Genomic DNA, 25037 nt, shown 5'->3' on the forward strand with positions numbered 1-25037 from the left:
TACTAAACTAAGATTAAACTTAATTCGGTTTAGCTAAAGTTTAACTTTGAGACTCTAATTCATCCCAGTATTCATAAGCTTTTCTTAGGTGTGGAATTACAATAGTACCACCAACTAGTGTTGCAATACTTAATGTTTCTACCACTTTTTCTTTGGATAATCCTGCATTATAGCAAGATTCTAAATGGTACTTAATACAATCGTCGCAACGTAAAACTGTAGAGGCAACAAGCCCTAAAAGTTCTTTTGTAGCAACATCTAAAGCACCTTCTGCAAAGGCATTTGTATCTAAATTAAAGATACGTTTTATTACCTTATTATTATCTGCTAATATCTTATCGTTCATTTTTGTACGATAATCATTAAATTCTTTAACTGACTCTGACATCTTTTCTTTGTTTCTTTTTCTGTTTTTTCACTACCATTCTAGAGATAAAAATACTAGCTTGGTATAAAATAAGTATTGGTATTGCTACAATAATTTGACTGGCAATATCCGGTGGTGTTATAATTGCAGAAAGTATAAGTACTATGACAAGTGCAAACTTTCTGTATTTTTTTAGTATTTCTGGTGTTACTAAACCAACTTTAGTTAAGAAGTATATAATAATAGGAAGCTCGAAAACAAAACCTGCCGCTAAAGACGATGAGCGAATAAGTGAAATGTAAGAACTAATATCTATTTCGTTTAAAATTTCTGTACTTACTATGTAGTTAGCAAGAAAGTTAATGGATAATGGTACAATAATAAAGTACCCAAATAGAACACCAATAAAGAAGAGTAAAGAAGAGATAATAATAAAACCTCTAGACGTTTTACGCTCGTTTACTTTCATGCCTGGACTTATAAAATGCCAAAGTTGATAGGTTATATAGGGAAAGGCAACAATAAAACCAGCATAAATAGAGGTCCATATATGTGCCGAAAATTGCCCAGCCATTGTTCTGTTTTGAATAATAAAAGGAAACTCTGCTTGGCAAAAGGTGGTGTCTTCTATACCAAAAAACTGAGACACTCCACATAACCATTGGTATGTAGGGAACGTCATCTTTTTTGGCCACATAATAATATTATCGAAAATAAAAGTTCCGAAAATAAAAGCGACAGTACCACAAACAACTATTGCAATACATATTCTAATTAAATGCCATCTTAAATCTTCTAGATGATCTAAAAACGACATACTGTTTACATCTGTTTTCGCCATTAAATAATACCTTCTTTTATTAAGTTGTGTATGTGAACTACACCTGCATAATCACCATCGTTTTCTACAAGTAATTGAGAAATACCATTATTTTCCATAAGCTCCATAGCATCTACAGCCATAGCATCTTCATTTATGATTTTTGGATTACTACTCATAATATCTTTAGCAGTTAAGCCAATAAAATTATCAGTCTTAGTAAGCATGCGTCTTAAGTCTCCATCTGTAATAATACCAACAATTTTATTGTTTTCTACAACAGCAGTTACACCAAGCATACTTTCAGAGATTTCTATAATCACTTTTTTAACATCTGTATCTATTTGTACTTGTGGTTTATTATTAACCGAAGACAAATCATGCACACGTAAATATAATTTTTTACCTAAAGCACCACCTGGATGGTATTTTGCAAAATCTTTACTCGAAAAACCACGAATTTCTAATAAGCAAACCGCAAGGGCATCTCCAATTACTAATTGAGCAGTTGTACTTGTTGTTGGTGCTAAATTATTTGGGCAAGCTTCCTTAGCAACAAACGCATTTAAAACATAATCTGCATGTGTGCCTAAAAAAGAGTCCTTATTACCGGTTATGGCAATCATTTTGTTTTTCGCATTCTTTATTAAAGGTACAAGTACCTTAATTTCAGGTGTGTTACCGCTTTTAGAAATGCAAATAACGACGTCATCTTCTAAAATTAAACCTAAATCTCCATGAATAGCATCTGCTGCATGCATAAAAACGGCAGGTGTTCCTGTAGAATTCATTGTAGCTACAATTTTTGTTGCAATTATGGCACTTTTTCCAATTCCTGTAATGATTACTCTACCCTTAGATTTGTATATAAGTTGCACAGCATCAGCGAAATCAGAGTCGATTAATGTAGCTAGATTACTTATAGAAGCACTCTCTAAAGCAATGGTTTCTTTGGCGATTTTTATAATAGATTCCTTATTATTCAAAATATATCATTTTAAGATTAGGTAGCAATTAAAAAGATTTTGTTATCTTTAATCGTTGCGTAAAATAACTTCGATTTCGTGATTGTTGATAATCTCGACAAATTTAGCGAAAAATTAAAAGTAAATCTTTAATTCTTTGTACTATTAGTGTCGATATTAGAAGTTGTTTTACCTTTAACTTTTGTGTAAATAATTAATAGCTTAATAAAAAAAGTGAAAAGTCAAATTCGTGCTGCCCTAAAAAAGTATTTCGGTTTTAGTGAATTCAAAGGATTACAAGAAACCGTTATCGAAAGTATTCTATCTCAAAATAACACCTTTGTTATTATGCCAACTGGAGGCGGAAAATCCTTATGCTATCAACTTCCTGCGCTTATGCAAGAAGGTACGGCTATTGTGGTTTCTCCTTTAATTGCATTAATGAAAAATCAAGTAGATGCCATTCGTGGTATTTCAGATGAAAATGGTGTTGCTCATGTTTTAAATTCGTCTTTAAATAAGACGGAAATAAAACAAGTAAAAGAAGATATTACAAACGGAATAACAAAGTTGTTATATGTCGCTCCAGAATCTCTTACAAAAGAAGAGAATGTAGAGTTTTTACGTACTGTAAAAATTTCTTTTATGGCAGTAGACGAGGCGCATTGTATTAGTGAGTGGGGACACGACTTTAGACCGGAGTATAGGAACCTGCGTACCATAATACAGCGTATTGGCGACAATATTCCAATTATAGGTCTTACAGCAACTGCAACTCCAAAAGTTCAAGAAGATATACTTAAGAATTTAGGAATGAGTGATGCCACAACTTTTAAAGCATCATTTAATAGACCTAATTTATATTACGAAATACGTCCGAAGACAAAAACCGTAGATTCAGATATTATTCGTTTTGTAAAACAAAACGAAGGTAAAACTGGAATTGTTTACTGTTTAAGTAGAAAGCGTGTTACCGAGCTAGCACAAGTTTTACAGGTTAATGGCATTAAAGCATTGCCTTATCATGCAGGACTAGATGCTAAAACAAGAGCAAAACATCAAGACATGTTCTTAATGGAAGATGTAGATGTTATTGTCGCTACCATTGCCTTTGGAATGGGAATAGACAAACCAGATGTACGTTTTGTAATTCATCATGACATCCCTAAAAGTATAGAAAGTTACTACCAAGAAACAGGACGTGCAGGACGAGATGGAGGAGAAGGACATTGTTTAGCTTACTATGCATATAAGGACATAGAAAAACTTGAAAAGTTTATGTCTGGAAAACCAGTTGCCGAACAAGAAATTGGTCATGCTTTATTACAAGAAGTTGTAGCCTATTGCGAAACATCTATTTCTAGACGAAAATTTATTCTTCATTATTTTGGTGAAGAATTCGATAACGAAACCGGTGGCGGTGGAGATATGGATGATAATATGCGCCATCCTAAAAAGCAACACGAAGCTAAAGATAATGCAGCTTTACTTTTAGAAATTGTAGAGTCTACAAACGAAAAATATAAGTCTAAAGATTTAGTATGTGTTATTACTGGTGTTTCTAATGCCATGATAAGTTCTCATAAAACAGATAATCAGCCATTTTTTGGTAAAGGAAATCATAAAGACAATAAATATTGGATGGCATTACTGCGTCAAGTATTGGTTGCTGGCTACCTTAAAAAAGATATTGAAACATACGGTGTTGTTAAATTAACCAAGTCTGGAAAAGCTTTTATTAAAAAGCCAACTTCTTTTATGATGACCGAAGACCATACTTTCGACGATTCTCATAACGACCATATTGTTACTGCAGATAAAGGAGCAGGAGCAGTAGTAGATGTTGCATTAATGAAAATGCTAAAAGACCTAAGGAAATCTAACGCTAAGAAATTAGGAGTACCTCCTTTTGTTATTTTTCAAGATCCTTCTTTAGAGGATATGGCTTTAAAATATCCAATTACTGTTGCAGAGTTATCTAATGTGCACGGTGTTGGAGAAGGAAAAGCTAAAAAATATGGAAAAGATTTTGTCGCTTTAATCGATAAGTATGTTACCGAAAATGAAATAGAGAGACCAGACGATTTTATAGTTAAATCTACAGGAACTAATTCTGGCTTAAAATTATATATTATCCAGAATGTGGATAGAAAATTACCATTAACAGATATTTCGTCTGCTAAAGGCATGCAAATGACCGACTTTATTAAAGAAATGGAGGCTATTGTATTTTCTGGGACTAAGCTTAATATTAACTATTGGCTTGACGATTTATTAGATGAAGACCAACAAGAAGAGCTTCATGATTATTTTATGGAATCTGAAACCGATAAAATAGATGTTGCCATAGATGAGTTTGATGGCGATTACGATGACGAAGAACTTCGTTTGTATCGTATTAAATTTATTAGCGAAGTGGCTAATTAATATAGTAAAACAAATAATTGCTAGTTCTTGATTCCTTTTATGGAGAACCAAGAACTAGTAAAATTTATTCCTTTTCTGGCCTAACAGTAAAAACAACTTCTTTTTTCATTACAGAAAGCGTAAGCTGTTTCATTGTAGATCGTTTTAGTTTTTCGACTGCCGATTTTTCAATTTCAAAATCTATTTTAGTAACATAACCTTCTAATGGATGTGCTGGGTCGCATTCAAACTCTTGCATATCAGAATTTAAACTTAAAGTATAGTCATTACCTTCAATAAGTAATTTCGCACCATTTTTTGTTTTCGTTTTTAAACGGCCAATAGTAAAAGTTTGTAAATAGTAGTAACCACCAAGCTCGTTGTAGCCAGCATACATAACATTGCTATTAGAAACAGCAAGTGGTTCTCCATCTCCAGAAGTAATTATAGATTCAACATATTTTTCGTCTGCTTCTTTATTTTCCTTTTGCTTACCACCAAATAACTTTCCAAAAACACCCATACTTAAATTTTAATTTAATTTCAAAGCTAAGAAAATTCATCCTATTAACTTAAAAAGTGAGACTTGAAAAAAAATGTTAACTCATAACTTGATTTTTTTAACTTCTTACTATCTTTGCACCTCATTAAAAAACAAGACAATGCAAGACGGTTTATACGCAAAATTTAACACAAATAAAGGTACTATTTTAGTAAATCTAGAATTTGAAAAAACTCCTGGAACAGTAGGTAATTTTGTTGCTTTAGCAGAAGGAAATATGGAGAACACGGCTAAGCCTCAAGGTACTCCTTATTATGATGGTTTAAAATTTCACAGAGTAATTGCAGATTTCATGATTCAAGGTGGTTGTCCACAAGGTGCTGGAACTGGAAATCCTGGTTATAAATTTGACGATGAGTTTCATCCAGATTTAAAACACAGTGGACCTGGAATATTGTCTATGGCAAATTCTGGACCTGGAACTAACGGAAGTCAGTTTTTTATAACACACATTGCTACAGATTGGTTAGATGGTAATCATACTGTATTTGGTAATGTAATAGAAGGACAAAATATTGTTGATGCTATTGCTCAAGGAGATTCTATTGAGACTATGGAAATAGTAAGAGTTGGTGAAGCAGCAGAACAATTTAATGCTATCGAAGCTTTTAGAACATTTGAAGGTTCTCGCGAAAAAAGAGTAGCGGCAGAAAGAGCAGAAAAAGCAGCAGAATTAGATAAGTACTCAGCAGGTTTCGACCAAACAGAAAGCGGATTACGTTACCAAATTCTTCAAAAAGGAACAGGTGTACAAGCAGAAAAAGGTAAAACAGTTTCTGTACATTATAAAGGAAGTTTAACAGATGGTACTGTTTTCGATTCTTCTTACAAGCGTAACGAACCAATTGACTTTGCTCTAGGAATGGGACAAGTAATTTCTGGTTGGGACGAAGGTATTAGCTTACTTAAAGTAGGAGATAAAGCACGTTTTGTTATACCAAGTGATTTAGGATATGGATCTAGAGGAGCAGGAGGAGCAATACCACCTAACGCAACTTTAATTTTCGACGTAGAATTAATGGCTGTAAAATAAGCAGAAAGCCACTTTTTATAAAAAAGTAGTAAATTTCTTATACTCACAAAAGTGAGTAGCTCATTAAATAAAAGTTATTACTAAAATTTAGTAACAAATATAATTCTAAAACGTCTCATATATATGAGGCGTTTTTTTATGCGCAACATTTAGTATTTTTATTCAATCAATCAAAAAACCATCAAAAATGAAAACCAAAGCCTTTATTTTTACTTTACTATTTGGACTACTTTTATCTTGTGGCAAAGCTGCAGATTATTCTCCAGAATTTATTAAAGATACCACTGGACGCTATTTGTTTAATGCAAATGAAGTAATAGAAGTCTATTTTAATAATAACGAACTCTTTTTAAAGTGGAGAGGCGCAGAAAAAATAGAGCCTATGTATTTAGATGAAAACACCTATTTTATAAAGGAAATGAATAAGAAAATTCAATTCTTGAAGCATCCTGAAACTCAAGTGCTTTATATTTCTGAAGTTCCTGAAGATGAAAATGCAGCGATAACCTACAACTATAAAAAGCTAGAAGATTCTGTACAAGTACCAAGTACTTATCTTAAAAACGAACAGTATACTAAGGCTTTAGAGGGTTATTTGGCAATTCAAAAAGAAGATTCTACAAGTGTATTTATAAAAGAAAACGGATTTAATAGATTAGGTTACAATAAGCTAAGAGAAGAAAAATATAAAGAAGCAATAGAAATATTTAAAATAAACGTGGCTTTGCATCCAGAAAGTGATAATGTTTACGATAGTTTAGCTGATGCTTACGTTAAAAATGGTGATAGTTTAGAAGCTTATAATAATTATAAAAAAGCATTGCAATACAATAATGGTAACAGAACTGCAAAGCGTTTTGTTGCTGCTTATAATAACAAGTAATCTGTTGTCATTCCTGCGAAGGCAGGAATCCATAGAAATAGAAAAGCATAGTTTTTTGCCTTCGCAGTAATGATTAATTTAACACCAAAAAAATGACCAACCAAGAACTAGAAGCTCTAAAATATCCAATTGGAACATTCGATTGTCCTGCTGAAATAACAGAGGAACATATTCAAGAATGGATTTCTGTTTTAGAGCAGTTTCCAAACCGTTTAGAAACCCTAGTTGCCAACTTAAATAATAAACAACTCGATACGCCATACAGACCAGAAGGCTGGACAGTTAGGCAAGTTGTACACCATATTAGCGATAGTCACCATAATAGTTACACGCGTTTTAAGTGGGCAATGACGGAAGATAATCCTGTTATTAAGGCTTACAATGAAAACGCTTGGGCACAACAACACGATTATAAAGCACCTTTAGAAAACACACTATTGCACATTAAAGTAATCCATGCTAAATTGGTACACTTTGTAAAAGGTCTTTCTTTTCAAGATTTAAAACGTACGTTTATTCATCCAGATGGTAACGAGGTTGTTGCTTTAAATGAAAACTTAGGTATTTATGCTTGGCATTCTAATCATCATTATGCGCATATTGAGCGGTTGATGGAAAGAGAGAATTGGTAGTTGTTGAACTATTTTTATTTCAATTTAAATTTTTAAGTTTGAAATTATTGTGACGCTTAAATATAACAAAAGTGGGTAGGCTTTAATTTACGGCATTATTTTTATGTGATGTTTTTTAAGTCACTTTTCAAGCCTAAATTTGCTAATATCAAGCGTAAAGCTATTTTTCTTAAACAGAAAATTTGAGATTTTAATTCTTTTTCTCTTATAGAATTGACACTTCCGTGTGTTAATTTATCTCTTGTTTTTTTTAGCTTATTAAATGAATACCCTAAATCTAACGGGTTTATATTATTCAATTTTAAAGTCTCTTCTAAAGGACTTTTTAAAGGTTTTATCTCAATTTTATTGATTAGACCATTCCATTTATCCTTTAATAAATCTACATCTTCTTTTTGTTCTAAAGACGATGAAATTAAATCAAATGCTTTTCTAAAGTTATCTTCTTTTGATTCTTTAAATATAAATTTTTCAATTTCTTGTTTTATGTTGAAAATCTCAATTATATTAAAAAGCAATAAAAACGAAGCAGTTAAATCTACTTCTCTTGAGTGCAAATAATTATCTATTGCTTTATCGAATTGTTTTTCTTTAGCAAGGTAATTAGAGTGCCAATCTGTTTTTAAAATTTTTTCGATTCTACAGTTTTTTTCCAAATGATAAAAAATTGTAGAAAAGTCAGAAACAAATGTTTTGTTGTTTGGTGAGGTGTCCCTATAAATAAAAATCTGTTCTTCTGTTCTATAGGTTAGCTTTTCGAATATGATTCTAATCCCAAAACAGAAAGATAAAAAACTACATATTATTTCCAGTGACCTTTTGGCTTGTTCAAAATCTAAATCAGCAAATTTATAGTTTATGGTCGGAACTTTTTTTACTGTAAATTGTTCACTTCCTCGTTTTTCATTACTTGTAAACTCTAATTCTGGTCTAAAAGATATTTCTTTTGCATCATAGAAGTCTTTCATTCCATTCATTCGAGAAATTGAAAAATCATTTTTGTCTTCTAAATTAGTGAAATAGGAGTAAAATGAATTAACGGTTTTTAATCCATTTTTATTCAAAAAGGCCTTTCCTTCATTTACAAATTCCTTGTGTCTATTCGGAAATACTAAGGCTATTTTACTTACGTAAATAGTGAAGAAAGTATTTTGGGTATCACTCTGAAACGATTGTGTTTTATAAATTCTACTTTTGCCTAAAAAAAGAGCTATTTCTGTTCCAGTAATTTCAAAATTGTCTTCAAAAAGTCCGTGTGCACCTTTTGATCTCATAAAATTCCTATCGATTTGAGAACCGACTTCATTGTCTATTATTTGAAAATACATTTCTTCATCAGAAACAAATAAATGAGCATGGAATGTCTCTGATGAAATGTTTTTATCCTTAAATTTTAATTCTATGCAGAAATAGTCTTTCACTTACGATGTTTTATTTACTTCGAAGTTAATAGTTTTTTTGATAAAATAAAGGCGTTTTTTCTTAACAATTAATCATTATTTTTTCTACCTATAAACTCTTCCATAGTATCATAAATACCAAGAAAACTACCAGCAAACCAATCGAAAAAATTAAGAGAAAACAAAGCTTGTCCTATTCTTGCTAATCTGTACATATATCCGGGAATAGTTACCATTTTTTTCTTTTTTTCAATGGCCTTTAAAATGGTGAGTGCTGCTGTTTCAGGTTCAAGTATTGGTAATTTGGACTTTACACCATCAAACATTCCTGTATTTATGTAGTATGGCATTATGGTGGTGACGTAAATGTCTTTTTTTAGCTTTTTCATTTCTAACCTTAAACTGTCCGACCAACCAATTAAAGACCATTTACTTGCTGCGTAAACCGACATTTTTGGATTAGAAATTAATCCGCCAGAAGAAGCTATATTACAAATATGACCAGCGTTTTTTGTAATCATACCTTCTAAAAACTCATGAGTAATAAGCATTGGTGCATTAGCATTAATAGCCATTGTTTTAGTAATGTCTAATGTTGTGTGTTCATTAAAATATTTACCTATAATAATGCCTGCATTATTTATTAAAACATCAATACTACCATAGTCTTGTTTTACTTTTTTAGCTGCATTTTGAATTTGCTCAACATTTGAAACATCGACTTTATGGCCTACAATTTTTCCTATTGAAGATAATTTAGAAACGGTTTCGTTTAGATTTATTTCGTTAATATCCCAAATAATAACCGTTGCTTGTTTTTCAAGGAACAATCGTGCTAGAATTTTTCCAATTCCTGAAGCGCCACCTGTAATTAGTACTGTTTTGTTTTGTAGTTGCTTCATGTTAGTATTGGACTTATGCTTATCAATAGAATAACAAATATATGTTTTTACTTTTTGAGTTTGTATGCGCAATTCAACTTCATTATCTTTAACTCATGAGCAAAACTATTCAATTCGACGATTTCACTAAAGTAGATATTCGTGTAGGCACAATAATAGAAGTTAACGATTTTCCAGAAGCTAGAAATCCAGCATATCAATTAAGAGTAGATTTTGGAGATTTGGGAGTAAAGAAAACATCTGCGCAAATAACAACGCTTTATAAAAAAGAAGACTTACTAAACAGGCAAATTCTGGCAGTAGTAAACTTCCCTAAAAAGCAAATTGGTAAATTTATGAGTGAATGTTTGGTGCTTGGAGCAGTAGATGGAAAAGATGTAATCTTGCTAAATCCAGAAGTTTCAGTTAAAAACGGAAGTGTGGTTTCATAACTATGCAAGACTTAGATAATGTAACCATAAACTTTGATGCCAACGGACTCTGGCTATTAAATATAGCATTAGCAGTCGTTATGTTTGGAGTCGCTTTAGGTATTACAACTACAGACTTTAAATTACTTTTAAAAGAACCAAAATTATTAGTTGCAGGAGTCTTATCGCAATTTGTACTCTTACCATTAGTTACTTTCCTTTTTGTTTTGGTAATAGAACCACAACCAAGTATTGCTTTGGGTTTATTTATGGTAGCCGCTTGTCCTGGTGGAAATATTTCTAATTTCATGACGCATTTAGCAAAAGGAAACACAGCGTTATCTATAAGTTTAACCGCTTTTGCTACCGTTTTAGCTGTCTTTTTAACACCACTAAATTTCGAATTGTATGGTAATTTATATCAGCCAACAGCAAGTCTATTGCAAACTGTGAACATTAGCTTTTTAGAGTTATTAAAACTCGTGTCTCTTATATTAGGTGTGCCGTTAATACTTGGTATGTTGGTTAGAAATAGATACGAAGTTTTAGCAATTAAACTTTCAAAACTACTAAAGCCTTTATCTATAATTGTTTTTATCGCTATAGTCTGTATTGCGTTTTATAAAAATCTAAATGTATTTATGGGTTATGTAAAACATGTTATTGGTATTGGGATAACGCATAATATAATAGCAATACTCTTAGGCTTTTTGGTCGCTAAGTTATTCGGTTTATCTCTTAAAAATCAAAAAACGATAATGATAGAAACTGGTATTCAAAATTCTGGTTTAGGATTGTTATTAATCTTTACTTTTTTCGATGGATTAGGAGGTATGGCAATAATTGCAGCTTTTTGGGGAATCTGGCATATTATATCAGGTTTAGTATTATCCTTATATTGGTCCCGAAATTCTAATTAAAACCGAACTAAAAACTACCGCTTGAAATCACTTTTACTTTTTTGTGTTAAAACGTACATAAGTATTGGCTTGTTTTTCTATTTCAAAAAAATTGAAGTTAGAAAACCATTAAATATGCCGAAAAATGAACCTGTTTTATTTTTAGGCAATCATCAGAATGCTTTGCTAGATCCTTTATTGTTGGCCATAACATCTGGAAGATACACGCATTTTTTAACGCGAGCTCAAGTTTTTAAAAAACCATTGGTAAGTAAGATTTTAAAGGCATTGCAATTGATACCAGTTTATAGAGTGCGCGATGGTTGGCAGAGTATAAAACAGAATAACGCGATTTTTAAACAATGTGTATCGTTATTAAATGCTAACGATGCCGTTACTATTTTCCCAGAAGGAAGCCATAATTTAAAGCGTACGGTTAGACCTTTAAGTAAAGGGTTTACAAGAATTGTTTTAGGTGTTTTAAATGAAAACCCAAGCACTAAATTATTATTAGTTCCTGTTGGTTTTAACTACCTCAATGCGACTTCATTTGCAGATGAAGCATTGGTTTGGTTTGGAGAACCTATTGCAGTTTCAAAATATAACTTTACTAATGAAAACGAAGCTGTAAAAAAGCTAAAGGAAGATGTCTATCAAGAATTAACAAGCTTAACAACCCATATTGAAACAGAGCATTACGATAAAGTACTTTTAAATTTAGAGCGTTTAAATGTTGATTTTCTAAATCCAGAAAAGGTTAATAATTGTATTGCATCAAATTTTAAATCTTGCCAACCTAAAAAGAAAAAAGGCTTTGGTTATTTAAAGACCTTTTTTATACTGCTTTTAAAAACGGTTTGCATTGTGCCTTATTTTATTTGGAAAAAATTTGCACAACCTAAGATTAAAGAAATAGAGTTTACTGGTACTTTTAGGTTTGCCATCGCTATTACTCTTGCGCCATTATGGATAGCGTTATTAGCTATTGTGTTGTCCGTTTTCTTCTCTGTAAATATTGCTGTTTATTTTATTATTTCAGTTTTAATAATAGCTTTATTAGCAGTTAAACTTTAAGCAAAAAAAAAACACCGTTTCGTAAGAAACAGTGTTTTAAAATTAATAGCCAAGGCTAATCGTTTGTTTTATATATCGTCAAAATCTACATCTGTAAATCTACTTTCTGCAGATGTTCCTTCGCTTTCAGCTTCTGTAGTAGTGGTTGCTTCAATTGGAGCAGGAGTATCATATTCTTTTTTAAAGTCTTTTTGATGGCGATCACTAATAACTTCGTCACCTTTTTCAGCAATAACATAATCTGTCATCTCCTGTAAAATACTGTTGAACTCTCTAAAGTCCTCTTTGTATAAATAGATTTTATGCTTCTTGTAATGAAACGATCCATCATCATTTGTAAACTTTTTACTCTCGGTGATTGTTAAGTAGTAATCACCAGCTTTAGTAGCGCGAACATCAAAGAAATATGTACGTCTTCCGGCTCTTAAAACCTTAGAGTAAATTTCCTCTTTCTCCATCATCTCGTTATTGTGCATAGTTGTTGTTTGTTGTTATTGTGTCTCAAAAATATAAAAAAAATAAAACCAAGCAACATTTTAAGGTTTTTCTTTTAACAGATTTGTTATTAAATGCTTGAGCTTTCACTCAATTGCTTTAAATAAAGGTCTTTATAATAACCATCGCTGTCTATAAGTTGGTTGTGTGTTCCTTTTTGTACAATTTTACCATCGTCTAATACTATAATATGGTCTGCATTTTTAGCAGAAGAAATTCTATGACTTACAATAATACTTGTTTTTCCAACCGATACTTTTTTAAGATTATTTAAAATTTTCTCTTCTGTTTCTGTATCTACTGCCGAAAGACAATCGTCGAACAATAATATTTTTGGTTCTTTAATAATTGCTCTAGCAATAGAAACACGCTGTTTTTGTCCGCCAGATAAAGTAATACCTCGTTCTCCTAAAACAGTTTCGTAACCATTTGTAAATTTAGCTATGTTTTTATGTACCTGAGCGTTTTTGGCAGCAGCAATCACTTCCTCATCAGAAGCATTTTCTTTACCAAATTTTATATTATTGTTAATAGTATCGCTAAATAAGAAAGCATCTTGTGGTACGTAACCAATGGCATCTCTTAAGCTAGTAAGGTTTAGCTGGTCTATAGCTTTATTATCTATTAATAATTCGCCTTTATCAATATCGTAAAGTCTTCCAATAAGATCTAATATTGTCGATTTTCCCGATCCTGTTTTACCAATAATAGCTAAAGTTTCTCCAGAATTTACTTTAAAGCTAACGCCTTGTAAGGCTTTAATATTTGTGTCGTCGTAAGTGAAATGGACATCTTTAAACTCAATATCACCTGTAATTTCTGAAGGTTTAAGAGTATTGTTTTTTATTTCAGGTTCAATTTTTAAAAACTCGTTAATACGTTTTTGTGATGCTTCGGCACGTTGAATAATAGAAGTTACCCAACCTACAGTTGCTACAGGCCAAGTAAGCATGTTTACATAAATAATAAACTCGATAATGTTTCCAAGAGAAATTTCTCCATTAATATATTGCTGACCTCCAATGTAGATTACAATAATATTACTAATACCAATAAGCAATAGCATCATTGGGAAAAAGAACGCTTGTATGCGTACCAGACTTAATTGTTTCTCTTTACTTGTTTTGGCAAGTGTATTAAAATCGGCTTGCGTTTGTGGTTCTATTCCATAGGCTTTAATTACCGAAATACCACTAAATGTCTCTTGTGTAAATGTAGATAGCTTAGATAAATACTCTTGTACAACAGTACTACGTTTGTGTATTTCTTTACTAATTAAATAAATTAAAACCGATAAAATAGGTAATGGTATAATTGTATAAAGTGTAAGTGTAGGTGCTTCTTTAAACATAAAAGCCAAAGCGACAACAAATAGTGTAATGGTATTTATACTATACATAATTGCTGGTCCAGCGTACATTCTTACTTGTCCAACATCCTCACTAATTCTATTCATTAAATCTCCTGTCTTATTCTTTTTATAGAAATTTAAAGAGAGTTTTTGGTATTGTTGGTAAATCTCATTTTTTAAATCGTATTCAATATAACGGGATACATTTATAATGTATTGGCGCATAAAAAAAGTAAGAATACCGGCTATAATAGCTGTGCCAATAATAAGTAAAATATTATTTATCAATTCGCTTTTAAAATCTGCAATAGAATTTTCAGGATGCTGCAATTGGTTATTTACAATGTCTATTATAGAACCAATTAGTTTTGGAACATAAACTTTAAATAGAATTGAGATAATTGTGATACTAATTCCTATTAATAATTGCTTTTTATACTTAAAAAAATATTTATTAAGATGCTGTAATTCTTTCATTTACAGATTATGTGTTTAAATTTAATTATGAAATACTCAATTCAAGAGCTTATTTTTTGCAATAACATCAATATTTATTATTTTTACGCGTTCATTTTATGGAATCTGTAAAATGCAACCTTAATGAATTAAATGAATAATCTATGGTTTCAGAAGTTTTAAACACAAACGAATTACATAAAATCGATCCAGTATTTGGACAGTTATCATTCGATAATCACGAACAAATAGTTTTTTGCAATGACAAAGATAGTGGATTAAAAGCAATAATTGGTATTCATAATACTGTATTAGGTCCTGCTTTAGGAGGTACAAGAATGTGGCAATACAATAACGAATGGGAAGCACTAAACGATGTGTTACGTCTCTCTCGTGGTATGAGTTTTAAGGCAGCAATTACAGGTTTAAACCTTGGAGGAGGTAAAGCGGTAATTATTGGAGATGCAAAAACACAAAAAACACCAGAGTTAATGAAACGTTTTGGTGCGTTTGTACATTCATTAAGTGGTAAATACATTACAGCAGAGGATGTAGGTATGGAAACTAGCGATATGGATTTAGTACGTGAGGTTACACCTTATGTTACTGGAATATCGGAAAGTAAAGGAGGAGCAGGGAATCCTTCGCCAATTACAGCTTATGGTGTTTTTATGGGAATGAAAGCAGCAGCAAAATATAAATTTGGAACAGATGCTTTAGAAGGTAAAAGCGTAATCGTACAAGGTATTGGTCACGTTGGTGAAACGCTTGTAGATCATTTAACAAAAGAAGGCGCTAAAGTTATTATTACAGATATAAACGAAGAGCGTCTTGAAATAGTAAGTTCTAAATACGGTGCAGAAATTTATAGAGGTAACGATATTTATTCTGAAGCTGTAGATATTTATGCACCTTGTGCATTAGGAGCTACTATTAACGACGAAACTGTTAATAAAATACAAGCCAAAGTAATTGCAGGTGCAGCTAACAACCAATTAGCAAACGAAAAATTACACGGACAAATATTACAAGATAAGGGCATCGTTTATGCTCCAGATTTTTTAATTAATGCAGGAGGTATTATTAATGTATATGCAGAATTAGAGAAATACGGTAAAACTGAAATAATGAGTAAAACCGAAAACATATACAATACTACTTTAGAAATATTAAATAATGCCGATGTAAATAAGACTTCTACGCACCAAGCAGCATTAAATATTGCACAAGGTAGAATTGATGCTAGAAAAAAAGAAAATTCTAATCGTTAATATTAATTAATATTAGCTTTTAGTATTAATAAAATATACTATTTTTGCAGAGCGAAAGTGACCATCACTTTCGCTCTAATTTTTTTAAGTTCTTTGTAAAGATGCTAAGTAGAAGACACATTAGAATAAAAGTAATGCAAGTGCTTTATGCCTTTAGAGGTACTGAAAGTGATGATTTTTCAAAAGATCAAAGGTTTTTGTTAAACAGTATAGATAATATGTACAATCTATATTTACTAATGCTTTCTTTAATGATAGAAGTACAAAAACGTGCTGAAAATCATTTAGAGAAAACCTCTCAAAAACATTTAGCAACAGCAGAAGAAAAAAATCCTAATCGCAAGTTTGTTAACAATCAAGTGCTTGATATGCTTAAAAATAATGAGCAATTACAAGCAAAGTTTGAAGAGAATCATATTAATAATTGGGAGTTAGATTCTGAATACGTAGATGTTATCTTTAAAGAAATTTTAGCTAGCGATATCTATAAAGAATATTTAGAAACAGATACTACAACCTTTAATACCGACCGTAATTTTATTGTCGATGTATTTAAAGAAATAATTGCACCTAACGAGAAGCTTTACGACTACTTAGAAGATAAGCATTTAACTTGGTTAGACGATCTACCTACAGTTAATACTACCATACTTAAACTGTTACGTAAAGTTAAAAAGGATGCTAGTGCATTTCACTTCTTACCAAAACTTTATAAAGATTTAGAAGATAAAGAATTTGCTATCAAGTTGTTTAAAAAGACCTTGTTAAATCAAACAGCTTTAACAGCAGAGGTTACAAAGAAAACAACCAATTGGGATAGTGACCGTATTGCAAGTATAGATCTTATGTTACTTAAAATGGGAATTTGTGAGATTCAAAGTTTTCCATCTATACCAACAAAAGTAACTATTAATGAATATTTAGAAATTTCTAAGGAATACTCAACACCAAAAAGTAGTGTGTTTATTAACGGAATTCTAGATAAACTTACAAAAGAATATCAAACCGAAGGGAAGCTAAATAAAATTGGCCGCGGCTTGATGTAGTTCAAAAATATTCTTATTTTTGCTTGAAATTACTAATATATTTTAAAAATTAAATTATGAAAAAAGTAGTATTATTATTTAGTGCAATATGTATGATAGCATTATCTTCATGTAAAGAAGATGCAACAAATGCAGTAGACGATACTAAGGTTGCAGCAGCAGCAGTTAGAGATCAAGCAGCATCTAAATTTCCAGTAATTCAATTCAACAAATCAGAGCATGATTTTGGAGAAATTATCAATGGAACTCCAGTAGAAACTGTATTTACTTACAAAAACACAGGTGAATCTCCATTAGTAATTACAGATGTAAAAAGTTCTTGTGGTTGTACTATTCCTAAAGATTGGTCTAGAGAGCCTTTAGCTCCAGGTGAAGAAGGTAAATTTACAGTTAAATTTAACGGTAAAGGGAACAACAAAATATCTAAAGCTATTACAGTAACTGCTAACACAGAAAAAGGTAGAGAAGTAGTTAAGATTTCTGCTTTTATTAAGCCAGATCCTAATGCTCCAGCTAAAGCAACTCCATTATCTCCAGTAATTAAGTAATGGGCGATCTTACAAGTATGCTACCTATAGTAGCCATGTTTGCTGTTGTGTATTTCTTTATGATTGCACCACAGATGAAACGTGCTAAAAACGAAAAAAAATTCGCTGCAGAGTTAAAGCGTGGCGATAAAATAGTTACTAAAAGCGGGATGCATGGTAAAATTGTAGAATTTAACGAGAAAGATAATAGTTGCGTAATAGAAACTATGTCTGGAAAATTAAAATTCGATCGTGCTGCTATTTCAATGGAAAGTAGTAGAGCGTTAAATGCTCCAGTAAAAGAGAAAAAGTAATTATATTTATTACATATTTAAAACCTCAAGTTAACGCTTGAGGTTTTTTTTGTTTAAAACAGTTCTGCTACTATATACCTATAAAAAGAGAAGTCCATTTGTTTTACATTTAGCGATGTACTATCTTGTTATGATATAACCTATTTTTATTATGATTACTCTTAAAGAATTAGCCGAAAAACTCAACGTTTCTATATCAACTGTTTCCAAATCATTAAACGGAAGCAGTGAGATTGGAGAGGCGACTGTTTCTCGTGTAAAAGAGGCCGCTAAATTGTATAACTACAAACCCAATAGAGCAGCACTTAATTTAAAGAATAGTAAAACCAAGACTATAGGTGTAATTATACCTAATATATTAAATCACTTCTTTGCTAAAGTATTATTTGGTATCGAAAAAGAATCTGCAAAACTAGGATACAACATTATAACCTGCCTGTCTAACGAGTTATACGCAAAAGAAGCTAATAGTTTAGAGTTATTAGCAAATGGTAGCGTAGATGGCTTTATTATGTCTATAGCAGAAGAAACCCAAAAAGAAAATAAAAGCGACCATTTCAAGGACATAATCAATCAAAAAATTCCCATTTTAATGTTCGATCGTGTTACGGACGATATCGATTGTGATAAAGTTATTATGAACGATTTTCAAGCAGCCTATAGCGCAACTACACATTTAATAAAAGAAGGTCGAAAAAACATTGTTTTAATTAATAATATAGATGATTTAAGTGTTGGTAAACTAAGATCAAAAGGTTGTTTTAAGGCTATTGAAGATGCTAAACACTATGGTTGCAACTTAACAGAATTAAAGGTTCCTGAAACTTCAGAACTAGAAAAAGAAATCGATTTATTTTTTAAGAATAATAAAACAATAGATGGTGTTATTTCTATTGATAATATTTCTGGAGTTATTGCATTAAATACAGCTACTAAGAAAGGTTATAATGTGCCAAAGGATTTATCGGTAATAGGTTTTAGCGATGATAATGTTTTACCTTTTACAAGTCCTAAATTATCTACAGTTACTCAACATAGTGATGCTGTTGGTGAAGCTTCTGTACAGTTAATGATTAAACGTTTAGAGTCTAAAGAATCTTTAGAAACCGTAGTAAAAACTATCGATTTTTCCCTCAATTTAAGAGAGACAACATTATAAGATTTGTTTTAAGAAACTCTATTGGCTTACTTATTAAAATATGAGTTATGCTTTGCTAGCAATTTTTATACTTATCATGTAAACCACCTCCTTTTAATATCATTGCTTTAATTTTTTCAAGTCTTGATATTTTAGTTTTATCGCGTTTTGCTTCAATTATATAATTACAATATTCTCTTTGGCAGGATGGAGAAAGTTTATTAAAAGCAGTTTTAAAGCTAGTGTCGTTTTTTATTGCTTCAGTTAAAAGTTCTGGAATAACAACATCTTTTTTTGTGGTACGTTCAGGTTTTAATGCCTTACCTAGCTTTTGATTTTCAATAGCTTCTTTAATGTAGGCTAAAACTACAGGTTTATTTATGTCTTCTATAGTTTCAAAACGCATTTGTCGTAGTGCCTTTGTTTTTTCTTGGGCTTGTTCTAAGCAGTTTTGTTCATCTTTTAAAAACACACCATTAAAAAACCAAATACAAAAGTGTTTTTTAAAAGCACCTAAACCTAAAACGTTTTTACCGTTAATGCTGTAAACAGGAGCGTTCCATTTAATGTTTTCTTCCATGTTTAATGACGTAATTAAGTCTCTCAAATTTTCTAGAGGAGTTTTAAAATGATCATTTATTTCAATATACTCTTCTACAGATGTTGGTTTTTTCATAATAAACTATATGTATTGTAAAAATACACTTTTAGCATAAAACTATTTTTAATTCTATGTTATTGTTAGTCAAAATAATACAACTAATTGTTTTTAATTAGTCTAAATAAGCTTTGTGATTTTAGTTTTGAATTATATATTTGCGTTTTATTTATAATAAATCTAAATAACAAACCGATGTATACAAGATTAAGTTTACTTTTTATTCTAATTGTACAATTCTCCTTTTCACAAGCAGCACTTAAAGGTAGCATTGTAAACCAAAACAATGAAAGCATTCCTTTTGCTTCTGTAATTATTAAAAACACGAACTATGGAGCTTCTGCAGATGCTGATGGTAATTTTAAAATTAATGCTATTGAAGCTGGAGATTATATCTTAAAAATATCTTCTGTGGGTTACACGACTTTAGAATATGCTATAGCTATTAATAATAGCCAAACACAAAGTATAAAAATAGAATTAACAACGGACGGAAGCCTAGAAGAAGTAGAGGTTTTTGGAAGTCGTTTTACTCATCCAGATAAAATAGAGGCATTAACAAGATTACCACTAGAACCTTACGATCAAATACAAAGTATCTCTATTATTTCAGAAAAATTAATAGAGCAGCAAGGAAATTTAACTATTTCTGATGCAACAAAAAATGTTCCTGGTGTATATACATTTGCAACTTATGGAAATAAGAGAGAAAGTATGTCTTCTCGAGGATTTCGTGGTATTCCTATTCTAAAAAATGGTGTTCGTGTGCATTCCGATTTTAGAGGTACAGGAATTTTAACAGACATGCAAGGAGTCGATAATATTCAAGTATTAAAAGGTGCCGCAGCAATAACTCAAGGTGTAGCTACAGATATAGGTAGTCCGGGTGGAATAATAAATATTGTGACTAAAACACCTAAATATTATTTTGGAGGAAATGCTTCTTTACGTTTAGGAAGCTTTGGTCAAGCAAGAACAACATTTGATGTGTTTGGACCATTAGCAGAAACCGAAAATGTAGCTTTTAGAATTAATGGTGCTTTAGAACGTGCCGATAGTTACAGAAGCGGAATATCGTCAGACCGTTTTTATATTAATCCTTCGTTAGAATGGAAAGTGGACGATAAAACTAAAGTAACTCTTGAAATGGATTATTTTGAAGATAGTAGAACTCCAGATTTAGGTACAGTTAATTTAGGTGCTAACGATAAAAATAATATTTACGATTTACCAGAGAGCCAGTTTTTAGGTTTTGCAAACGATAAATCTTTAACAACAAGTACGTCTTATTCTATTAGGTTTGATAGAGAACTTTCTAATAATTTAACCTTAAAAGCTGCACTTTATAAGTCTAATTTAGATTTAGACGATAAAGGAGCAAGTTTAGGAAATGTAATTGAAGATGAATTAGGAGCACCAATTTATAACCAAGTTAAAAGAGGTTATACAACGTCTACACGTAGCGATGATAATAGTGTATTACAGTTTGATTTAATTGGTGAAGATGTAAATACAGGTAGTATTTCTCATACTTTTCAAGTAGGATTCGATTATAGAACAATTAACTATAGTACATTCTCTCAAAGTGTTGCAACTGTTGATAGTATTAATGTTTTTACAGCGAATACCCATGTTTTACCAAGTGATTTAGCTTTTTCTGCTCCTATTACTGCTGGTGCGAAGTCTAAAGCTTTAGGTTTTGTAGCGCAAGATGTTATTACTTTTAATAAATATTTAAAAACATTTATTGGTTTACGTTATAGTAAAACACAATCTATTACAGTAACAGAAACTACAGAAAGCGATGCTTTTAATCCATTATTTGGTGTAATTGTATCTCCATTTAAAAATGTTAATGTGTTTACATCTTATACAAACAGTTCTTATCCAAGAACAGCTACACGTTTAGATGTTAATGGAAGTGAGCTTGGTAACGAACGTTTTGATCAATTTGAAGCTGGAATAAAAACAAATTGGTTAGACAGTAGATTACGTTTTAATTTTACATTCTTTAAAATTAATAATAAGGATATTAATTTACCTGTTTACGATGAAAATTGGGTAGCTACTGGTTATTTTCAAAAAGGAGGAAATGACGAACGTAAAGGAATAGAGGTAGAGTTAAGTGGTCGCGTTTTAGAAAATCTAGAAGTTATTACAGGTTACTCTTATATAGATGCACAATATAAGGAGCATACATCTTATGTATATGGTTCTGCACCGTTAAACACACCTAAACATACTTTTAATGCTTATGCTAATTATAGTTTTAAACAACGTTTAAAAGGATTGTCTATAGGAGCAGGAGTGTATTATACAGGCGAAAGACCAATTAACGATTGGAGTTCTGGAGCAGTTACGCATGAAGGTATTGTGCCAAATCAAGAACCTTTTAATGTAGAGGCTTATACTCAAGTTAATGTGCAAGCAGGCTACAGATTTAATAAACATTGGAACACAAGATTGTTATTAAATAATGCCTTTAATGAAATAGGTTACAATGCATACAGAACTAGTTTTATAAACCAAACAGACCCTAGAAATTTCTCGGGAATATTAACTTACTCTTTCTAAATTTTAGCGTTATTTGCTTGTTGTTTTGTAAAGCGAATTTTAAGTAAAATTAAAAACGGAAAAAGCCAGTTATAAAATATTATAACTGGCTTTTTTTATAATAATAACCGTAAACTAATAAAGACTATAGTTTTCTATAGAAAGCTAATATCGTTTTTAAAACTATGTTCTGTTGGCCTTAAGAGTATTAAGTAAATTAGAATTAATATTCCAAAAAGTATAAACTCTGGTTTTAAAAATAAAATAACAAATGCAGAACCTTCTAAAATAGCCCAACGTGCTATAGAAGCTGTTTGAAATATGCTAAAGTTAAAATCTTCCGTAGCATTTTTATCTGCTTTTTTTAGTAAAAACTTATATATAAAGTTACTTGCAACAAATGCTAATAGTGGTATTGCTATATATAGGTAATCGTCTGTAGAAACCTCCGTGATGTTAAAAATATCACTAATAGAATTTATATTAGATAATATAGTAAAGGCAACAATAACACCAGCACATAAGGCTAAGTGAATAATTTGTAATGTTTTAATGTTTGGCTTCATAAGTTTATTTTTTAACACGTAAAATCTTGTCCATTTTACGTCCTCTAGCTAGTTCTTCTATTAGTTTATCTAAATAACGTGCTTGTTTGGTTAAAGGTGTTTCTATATCTTCTATTCTGTAACCACATATTACGCCTTTAATAAGTTCTGCATTTGGGTTTAATGTTGCACGTTCAAAGAAGGTTTTAAAAGTTACTTTCTCATCAATTAACTCTTGTAGCTTTTCTTCGTTAAAACCGGTTAGCCATTCAATTACAGTGTGTAACTCTTTAATTGTTCTGCCTTTTTTTTCAACTTTGGTAACGTAATGCGGATAAACAGAAAAAAACTTCATTTCTGCAACTCTTTTATCGTGTTCAGGTGTTGTGGTCATAGTATATTGTTTGATCTTAAAAATATGAAAATTTAATGACAGTTAATTCAGTAGTTAACTGTGCTTTTTCCAATATTTTTTTCCGTAGCTGCAAAATATTTCTTCACCAGATTTAATTTTCTTAGTTGCTTTTAAGCAAACATTGTCATCTGTATCTAAAGTGATTTCTGCATTTTTTTTAAAGCCACTATTAATAGCATCGTTGGCATACTTTGCAAAGCAGTCTGTATGCATGCTGTCCATAATAGTGCCATCTAATAAATTTATAAAATAACGATCGTTGTTTTGTTTGGCTCTTTTTTCGGCCTCTTTAGCATCGAGAATTTCTCCTTTAAACAATGTTATTATTTCATTTTTAAAGATATCTATTGCTGTAAATAATCCATTGCCAGCATTTTTAATTTGAGAAGCCTTAGTGTATAGATAATCTTCCTCTGGAGCTTCAATAGTATTTGTTTCTATGTAGTTGTTTTCAGGATTATCTACTTTCAATTTTAAAATATTTTGATTTTATATTAATGCTTAAAAAATCTAATTTAAGCTTTATTACTGTTATTCATTTTATGCTTTAATTTTTTTATAAGAATTACTGCTAAAGCACCTCCTAAAAATGAAACAATACAGTTGATAATAAATAACCAAAGATGAAACGCTCCGTTTTCCATTATAGAAAAAGGATTAAAACCCAATCGTCCAAAAGACTTAATTAAGAATATACTACCAAAAACACCGGCAATTGTATTGCCTATTAAACCAAACGAGTATTTTTTTAAGGCATAACCAGTACTGTTTGCACCAATTATACCAATAAGAATACTAATTAAGGAAATTAAAGTATCGGTCATAACAGTGGCTTTAAATTAATGTCCGTAATCCATTTTATCAATTTTTCCTCCCATTAGCCTTTTTTGGATAATCATATAGACAAAAAGAAGAATGAAACCTATAATTCCCCAATTAAGGGCTACAGATAAACCATACTCCGAAGCCGAAGTATTATAGATGGTTAAAGACTCGTTAACGTTATTAATGGATGGTAAAATTACTGGGAATAACGATGCTAGAGAAGAGGTTATGCCACCTAATACCAATAAGGTTGAAAAGGTAAAGCCGTAGCTCTCTTTTTTTAATTTCTTAATAAAGAATAAGCCAACTAGTCCTGTTAAATATATAATAGGAAAAAGTATTAAATAAGGTCTAGTAATAAAATTATCTAAAGCATTTGGGTTTACTTTTAGCCATACAATTACAGAGAAAATGGTAAGTATAACAAGCGCAATATTTAGTTTGAAAATAATCTTTTTAAGTTTGTTGTTTATAGATGAATTGGTTTTTAAAATAATCCAATTGGCACCATGTATTGCTAAGGTAACAACAGATATTATGCCTATAATAATTGTAAACCAATCTATAATTCCTGGTGTTTTACTTAATGGACTAAATGTACTATCCCATAAGGGTAAGAAAAAGTAATGACCTTCATAAGTCGAGACTCCGTTTTCTACACCACCTAAATTTACACCTCTAACAATGTTACCTAATGCGATACCAAAAAACAAGGCTAATAATAAACTTGCTACTCCAAAGGATTTATCCCAAATGTCTTTCCACATTTGATAGTTAAACTGTCCTCTAAACTCTAATCCAATAGCTCTAAAAATAATTAACCACAGCACTATTATTAACGGTAAATAAAAGCCACTAAATACCGAAGCATAGAAGGTCGGGAACGCCATAAAAAGCATACCACCTGCGGCTACTAGCCAAACTTCGTTAGAATCCCAAAATAAACCAGCAGACTTAGCTATAACTTCTTTATCCTCTTCTTTTTTAGCAAAGAATAAATGAATAATTCCTGTTCCAAAATCGTAACCATCTAAAATAAAAAACATGGCTAAAACAATAGCTATTATTATGTACCAAAATACTTCCATAA

27 protein-coding genes are annotated in these 25037 nt (G+C 31.0%); 13 read left to right on the top strand and 14 right to left on the bottom strand.

What is annotated here, in order from left to right; translation table 11 throughout:
* Positions 1 to 40 precede the first annotated feature (40 nt).
* The 3 genes from Q0935_RS09295 to Q0935_RS09305 are packed head-to-tail and all read right to left on the bottom strand — an operon-like array spanning position 41 to position 2173.
* Positions 41 to 388, bottom strand: coding sequence for a carboxymuconolactone decarboxylase family protein (locus Q0935_RS09295; protein ID WP_055435366.1), 348 nt, complete (start codon positions 386 to 388; stop codon positions 41 to 43).
* Positions 372 to 1208 carry a twin-arginine translocase subunit TatC gene (tatC, locus tag Q0935_RS09300; protein ID WP_299251724.1) on the bottom strand — a complete coding sequence of 279 codons (837 nt, stop codon included), beginning with the start codon at positions 1206 to 1208 and terminating at the stop codon, positions 372 to 374. The genes Q0935_RS09295 and tatC overlap by 17 nt, the downstream gene beginning before the upstream one ends.
* Positions 1208 to 2173, bottom strand: a complete 966-nt coding sequence (locus Q0935_RS09305) for an SIS domain-containing protein (RefSeq protein WP_299385127.1) — start codon at positions 2171 to 2173, stop codon at positions 1208 to 1210. Before Q0935_RS09305 ends, tatC begins: the two co-directional genes overlap by 1 nt.
* A gap of 213 nt (positions 2174 to 2386) precedes the next feature.
* Here Q0935_RS09305 and Q0935_RS09310 point away from each other — a divergent pair, with 213 nt between their 5' ends.
* Entirely contained in the window at positions 2387 to 4579 is a 2193-nt protein-coding gene (locus Q0935_RS09310) for an ATP-dependent DNA helicase RecQ (RefSeq protein ID WP_299385130.1), read from the top strand.
* 64 nt (positions 4580 to 4643) lie between these two features.
* Here Q0935_RS09310 and Q0935_RS09315 read toward each other — a convergent pair whose 3' ends face one another.
* Positions 4644 to 5081 carry a hypothetical protein gene (locus tag Q0935_RS09315; RefSeq protein WP_299385135.1) on the bottom strand — a complete coding sequence of 146 codons (438 nt, stop codon included), beginning with the start codon at positions 5079 to 5081 and terminating at the stop codon, positions 4644 to 4646.
* A gap of 139 nt (positions 5082 to 5220) precedes the next feature.
* On the opposite strand from Q0935_RS09315, the gene Q0935_RS09320 reads away from it, so the two are divergent.
* The 3 genes from Q0935_RS09320 to Q0935_RS09330 all read left to right on the top strand — a co-directional run bounded on the left by Q0935_RS09320 (position 5221) and on the right by Q0935_RS09330 (position 7668).
* The gene (locus tag Q0935_RS09320) at positions 5221 to 6153 is read left to right on the top strand and encodes a peptidylprolyl isomerase (RefSeq protein ID WP_299385139.1); all 933 of its coding nucleotides are present in this window, start codon (positions 5221 to 5223) and stop codon (positions 6151 to 6153) included.
* A 187-nt stretch (positions 6154 to 6340) separates the two neighbouring features.
* Entirely contained in the window at positions 6341 to 7036 is a 696-nt protein-coding gene (locus Q0935_RS09325) for a tetratricopeptide repeat protein (RefSeq protein ID WP_299385142.1), read from the top strand.
* Between the two features lie 92 nt (positions 7037 to 7128).
* Positions 7129 to 7668: a YfiT family bacillithiol transferase gene (locus Q0935_RS09330; RefSeq protein WP_299251741.1), complete on the top strand. Its 540-nt coding sequence runs from the start codon at positions 7129 to 7131 to the stop codon at positions 7666 to 7668.
* A 101-nt stretch (positions 7669 to 7769) separates the two neighbouring features.
* On the opposite strand, the gene Q0935_RS09335 is transcribed toward Q0935_RS09330, so the two are convergent.
* Both Q0935_RS09335 and Q0935_RS09340 read right to left on the bottom strand, forming a co-directional pair.
* Complete coding sequence (locus tag Q0935_RS09335; RefSeq protein WP_299251744.1) at positions 7770 to 9089, bottom strand: hypothetical protein; 1320 nt, start codon at positions 9087 to 9089, stop codon at positions 7770 to 7772.
* A 68-nt stretch (positions 9090 to 9157) separates the two neighbouring features.
* On the bottom strand, positions 9158 to 9970 hold the full coding sequence (locus tag Q0935_RS09340; RefSeq protein ID WP_299251747.1) for an SDR family oxidoreductase: 813 nt from the start codon (positions 9968 to 9970) through the stop codon (positions 9158 to 9160).
* Between the two features lie 95 nt (positions 9971 to 10065).
* Here Q0935_RS09340 and Q0935_RS09345 point away from each other — a divergent pair, with 95 nt between their 5' ends.
* The 3 genes from Q0935_RS09345 to Q0935_RS09355 all read left to right on the top strand — a co-directional run bounded on the left by Q0935_RS09345 (position 10066) and on the right by Q0935_RS09355 (position 12353).
* Positions 10066 to 10401 carry a tRNA-binding protein gene (locus Q0935_RS09345; protein ID WP_299251750.1) on the top strand — a complete coding sequence of 112 codons (336 nt, stop codon included), beginning with the start codon at positions 10066 to 10068 and terminating at the stop codon, positions 10399 to 10401.
* A gap of 2 nt (positions 10402 to 10403) precedes the next feature.
* Positions 10404 to 11300: a bile acid:sodium symporter family protein gene (locus tag Q0935_RS09350; protein ID WP_299385145.1), complete on the top strand. Its 897-nt coding sequence runs from the start codon at positions 10404 to 10406 to the stop codon at positions 11298 to 11300.
* Between the two features lie 69 nt (positions 11301 to 11369).
* A complete protein-coding gene (locus Q0935_RS09355; protein WP_299385355.1) occupies positions 11370 to 12353 on the top strand; it encodes a lysophospholipid acyltransferase family protein in 984 nt (327 codons plus the stop codon).
* Between the two features lie 68 nt (positions 12354 to 12421).
* Here Q0935_RS09355 and Q0935_RS09360 read toward each other — a convergent pair whose 3' ends face one another.
* Together Q0935_RS09360 and Q0935_RS09365 are read right to left on the bottom strand one after the other, a co-directional pair.
* The gene (locus Q0935_RS09360; RefSeq protein WP_299385148.1) at positions 12422 to 12829 is read right to left on the bottom strand and encodes a PUR family DNA/RNA-binding protein; all 408 of its coding nucleotides are present in this window, start codon (positions 12827 to 12829) and stop codon (positions 12422 to 12424) included.
* Positions 12830 to 12918: 89 nt separating this feature from the next.
* A complete protein-coding gene (locus Q0935_RS09365; protein WP_299385151.1) occupies positions 12919 to 14676 on the bottom strand; it encodes an ABC transporter ATP-binding protein in 1758 nt (585 codons plus the stop codon).
* Positions 14677 to 14819: 143 nt separating this feature from the next.
* Between Q0935_RS09365 and Q0935_RS09370 the strand changes: the two genes are divergently transcribed.
* From Q0935_RS09370 to Q0935_RS09390, 5 genes are all read left to right on the top strand, one after another.
* On the top strand, positions 14820 to 15926 hold the full coding sequence (locus Q0935_RS09370) for a Glu/Leu/Phe/Val dehydrogenase (RefSeq protein WP_299251762.1): 1107 nt from the start codon (positions 14820 to 14822) through the stop codon (positions 15924 to 15926).
* Between the two features lie 101 nt (positions 15927 to 16027).
* Entirely contained in the window at positions 16028 to 16972 is a 945-nt protein-coding gene (nusB, locus tag Q0935_RS09375; RefSeq protein ID WP_299385155.1) for a transcription antitermination factor NusB, read from the top strand.
* A gap of 56 nt (positions 16973 to 17028) precedes the next feature.
* Complete coding sequence (locus Q0935_RS09380; RefSeq protein ID WP_055435352.1) at positions 17029 to 17520, top strand: DUF1573 domain-containing protein; 492 nt, start codon at positions 17029 to 17031, stop codon at positions 17518 to 17520.
* Positions 17520 to 17813 carry a preprotein translocase subunit YajC gene (yajC, locus tag Q0935_RS09385; RefSeq protein WP_055435351.1) on the top strand — a complete coding sequence of 98 codons (294 nt, stop codon included), beginning with the start codon at positions 17520 to 17522 and terminating at the stop codon, positions 17811 to 17813. Before Q0935_RS09380 ends, yajC begins: the two co-directional genes overlap by 1 nt.
* Positions 17814 to 17964: 151 nt before the next feature.
* Complete coding sequence (locus Q0935_RS09390; protein ID WP_299385162.1) at positions 17965 to 18972, top strand: LacI family DNA-binding transcriptional regulator; 1008 nt, start codon at positions 17965 to 17967, stop codon at positions 18970 to 18972.
* Positions 18973 to 19027: 55 nt separating this feature from the next.
* Here the strand turns inward: Q0935_RS09390 and Q0935_RS09395 are convergent, their stop codons facing one another.
* Positions 19028 to 19627: a DUF1801 domain-containing protein gene (locus tag Q0935_RS09395; RefSeq protein WP_299385166.1), complete on the bottom strand. Its 600-nt coding sequence runs from the start codon at positions 19625 to 19627 to the stop codon at positions 19028 to 19030.
* Between the two features lie 177 nt (positions 19628 to 19804).
* On the opposite strand from Q0935_RS09395, the gene Q0935_RS09400 reads away from it, so the two are divergent.
* Positions 19805 to 22183 carry a TonB-dependent receptor gene (locus Q0935_RS09400; protein WP_299385170.1) on the top strand — a complete coding sequence of 793 codons (2379 nt, stop codon included), beginning with the start codon at positions 19805 to 19807 and terminating at the stop codon, positions 22181 to 22183.
* Positions 22184 to 22317: 134 nt separating this feature from the next.
* Here Q0935_RS09400 and Q0935_RS09405 read toward each other — a convergent pair whose 3' ends face one another.
* Genes Q0935_RS09405 through cydB form a run of 5 tightly spaced genes read right to left on the bottom strand, consistent with a single transcriptional unit; the run spans position 22318 to position 25035 of the window.
* Entirely contained in the window at positions 22318 to 22728 is a 411-nt protein-coding gene (locus tag Q0935_RS09405; RefSeq protein WP_299385173.1) for an MFS transporter, read from the bottom strand.
* A 4-nt stretch (positions 22729 to 22732) separates the two neighbouring features.
* Entirely contained in the window at positions 22733 to 23101 is a 369-nt protein-coding gene (locus Q0935_RS09410) for a DUF2200 domain-containing protein (protein WP_299251780.1), read from the bottom strand.
* 54 nt (positions 23102 to 23155) lie between these two features.
* The gene (locus tag Q0935_RS09415; protein ID WP_299385178.1) at positions 23156 to 23593 is read right to left on the bottom strand and encodes an SET domain-containing protein; all 438 of its coding nucleotides are present in this window, start codon (positions 23591 to 23593) and stop codon (positions 23156 to 23158) included.
* 44 nt (positions 23594 to 23637) lie between these two features.
* Complete coding sequence (locus Q0935_RS09420; protein ID WP_299251786.1) at positions 23638 to 23946, bottom strand: hypothetical protein; 309 nt, start codon at positions 23944 to 23946, stop codon at positions 23638 to 23640.
* A 15-nt stretch (positions 23947 to 23961) separates the two neighbouring features.
* Positions 23962 to 25035 carry a cytochrome d ubiquinol oxidase subunit II gene (cydB, locus tag Q0935_RS09425; RefSeq protein ID WP_299385182.1) on the bottom strand — a complete coding sequence of 358 codons (1074 nt, stop codon included), beginning with the start codon at positions 25033 to 25035 and terminating at the stop codon, positions 23962 to 23964.
* Between the last annotated feature and the right edge of the window lie 2 nt (positions 25036 to 25037).

Origin of the sequence: uncultured Lacinutrix sp., from assembly GCF_947500605.1 — a bacterium.
Taxonomy (GTDB): domain Bacteria; phylum Bacteroidota; class Bacteroidia; order Flavobacteriales; family Flavobacteriaceae; genus Lacinutrix.

Coding starts and splice junctions, on each gene's coding strand:
- Q0935_RS09295 (WP_055435366.1), bottom strand. CDS start 388: ATGTCAGAGTCAGTTAAAGAATTTAATGATTATCGTACAAAAATGAAC.
- tatC (WP_299251724.1), bottom strand. CDS start 1,208: ATGGCGAAAACAGATGTAAACAGTATGTCGTTTTTAGATCATCTAGAA.
- Q0935_RS09315 (WP_299385135.1), bottom strand. CDS start 5,081: ATGGGTGTTTTTGGAAAGTTATTTGGTGGTAAGCAAAAGGAAAATAAA.
- Q0935_RS09320 (WP_299385139.1), top strand. CDS start 5,221: ATGCAAGACGGTTTATACGCAAAATTTAACACAAATAAAGGTACTATT.
- Q0935_RS09325 (WP_299385142.1), top strand. CDS start 6,341: ATGAAAACCAAAGCCTTTATTTTTACTTTACTATTTGGACTACTTTTA.
- Q0935_RS09330 (WP_299251741.1), top strand. CDS start 7,129: ATGACCAACCAAGAACTAGAAGCTCTAAAATATCCAATTGGAACATTC.
- Q0935_RS09340 (WP_299251747.1), bottom strand. CDS start 9,970: ATGAAGCAACTACAAAACAAAACAGTACTAATTACAGGTGGCGCTTCA.
- Q0935_RS09345 (WP_299251750.1), top strand. CDS start 10,066: ATGAGCAAAACTATTCAATTCGACGATTTCACTAAAGTAGATATTCGT.
- Q0935_RS09350 (WP_299385145.1), top strand. CDS start 10,404: ATGCAAGACTTAGATAATGTAACCATAAACTTTGATGCCAACGGACTC.
- Q0935_RS09360 (WP_299385148.1), bottom strand. CDS start 12,829: ATGCACAATAACGAGATGATGGAGAAAGAGGAAATTTACTCTAAGGTT.
- Q0935_RS09365 (WP_299385151.1), bottom strand. CDS start 14,676: ATGAAAGAATTACAGCATCTTAATAAATATTTTTTTAAGTATAAAAAG.
- Q0935_RS09370 (WP_299251762.1), top strand. CDS start 14,820: ATGGTTTCAGAAGTTTTAAACACAAACGAATTACATAAAATCGATCCA.
- nusB (WP_299385155.1), top strand. CDS start 16,028: ATGCTAAGTAGAAGACACATTAGAATAAAAGTAATGCAAGTGCTTTAT.
- Q0935_RS09380 (WP_055435352.1), top strand. CDS start 17,029: ATGAAAAAAGTAGTATTATTATTTAGTGCAATATGTATGATAGCATTA.
- yajC (WP_055435351.1), top strand. CDS start 17,520: ATGGGCGATCTTACAAGTATGCTACCTATAGTAGCCATGTTTGCTGTT.
- Q0935_RS09390 (WP_299385162.1), top strand. CDS start 17,965: ATGATTACTCTTAAAGAATTAGCCGAAAAACTCAACGTTTCTATATCA.
- Q0935_RS09395 (WP_299385166.1), bottom strand. CDS start 19,627: ATGAAAAAACCAACATCTGTAGAAGAGTATATTGAAATAAATGATCAT.
- Q0935_RS09400 (WP_299385170.1), top strand. CDS start 19,805: ATGTATACAAGATTAAGTTTACTTTTTATTCTAATTGTACAATTCTCC.
- Q0935_RS09405 (WP_299385173.1), bottom strand. CDS start 22,728: ATGAAGCCAAACATTAAAACATTACAAATTATTCACTTAGCCTTATGT.
- Q0935_RS09410 (WP_299251780.1), bottom strand. CDS start 23,101: ATGACCACAACACCTGAACACGATAAAAGAGTTGCAGAAATGAAGTTT.
- Q0935_RS09420 (WP_299251786.1), bottom strand. CDS start 23,946: ATGACCGATACTTTAATTTCCTTAATTAGTATTCTTATTGGTATAATT.
- cydB (WP_299385182.1), bottom strand. CDS start 25,035: ATGGAAGTATTTTGGTACATAATAATAGCTATTGTTTTAGCCATGTTT.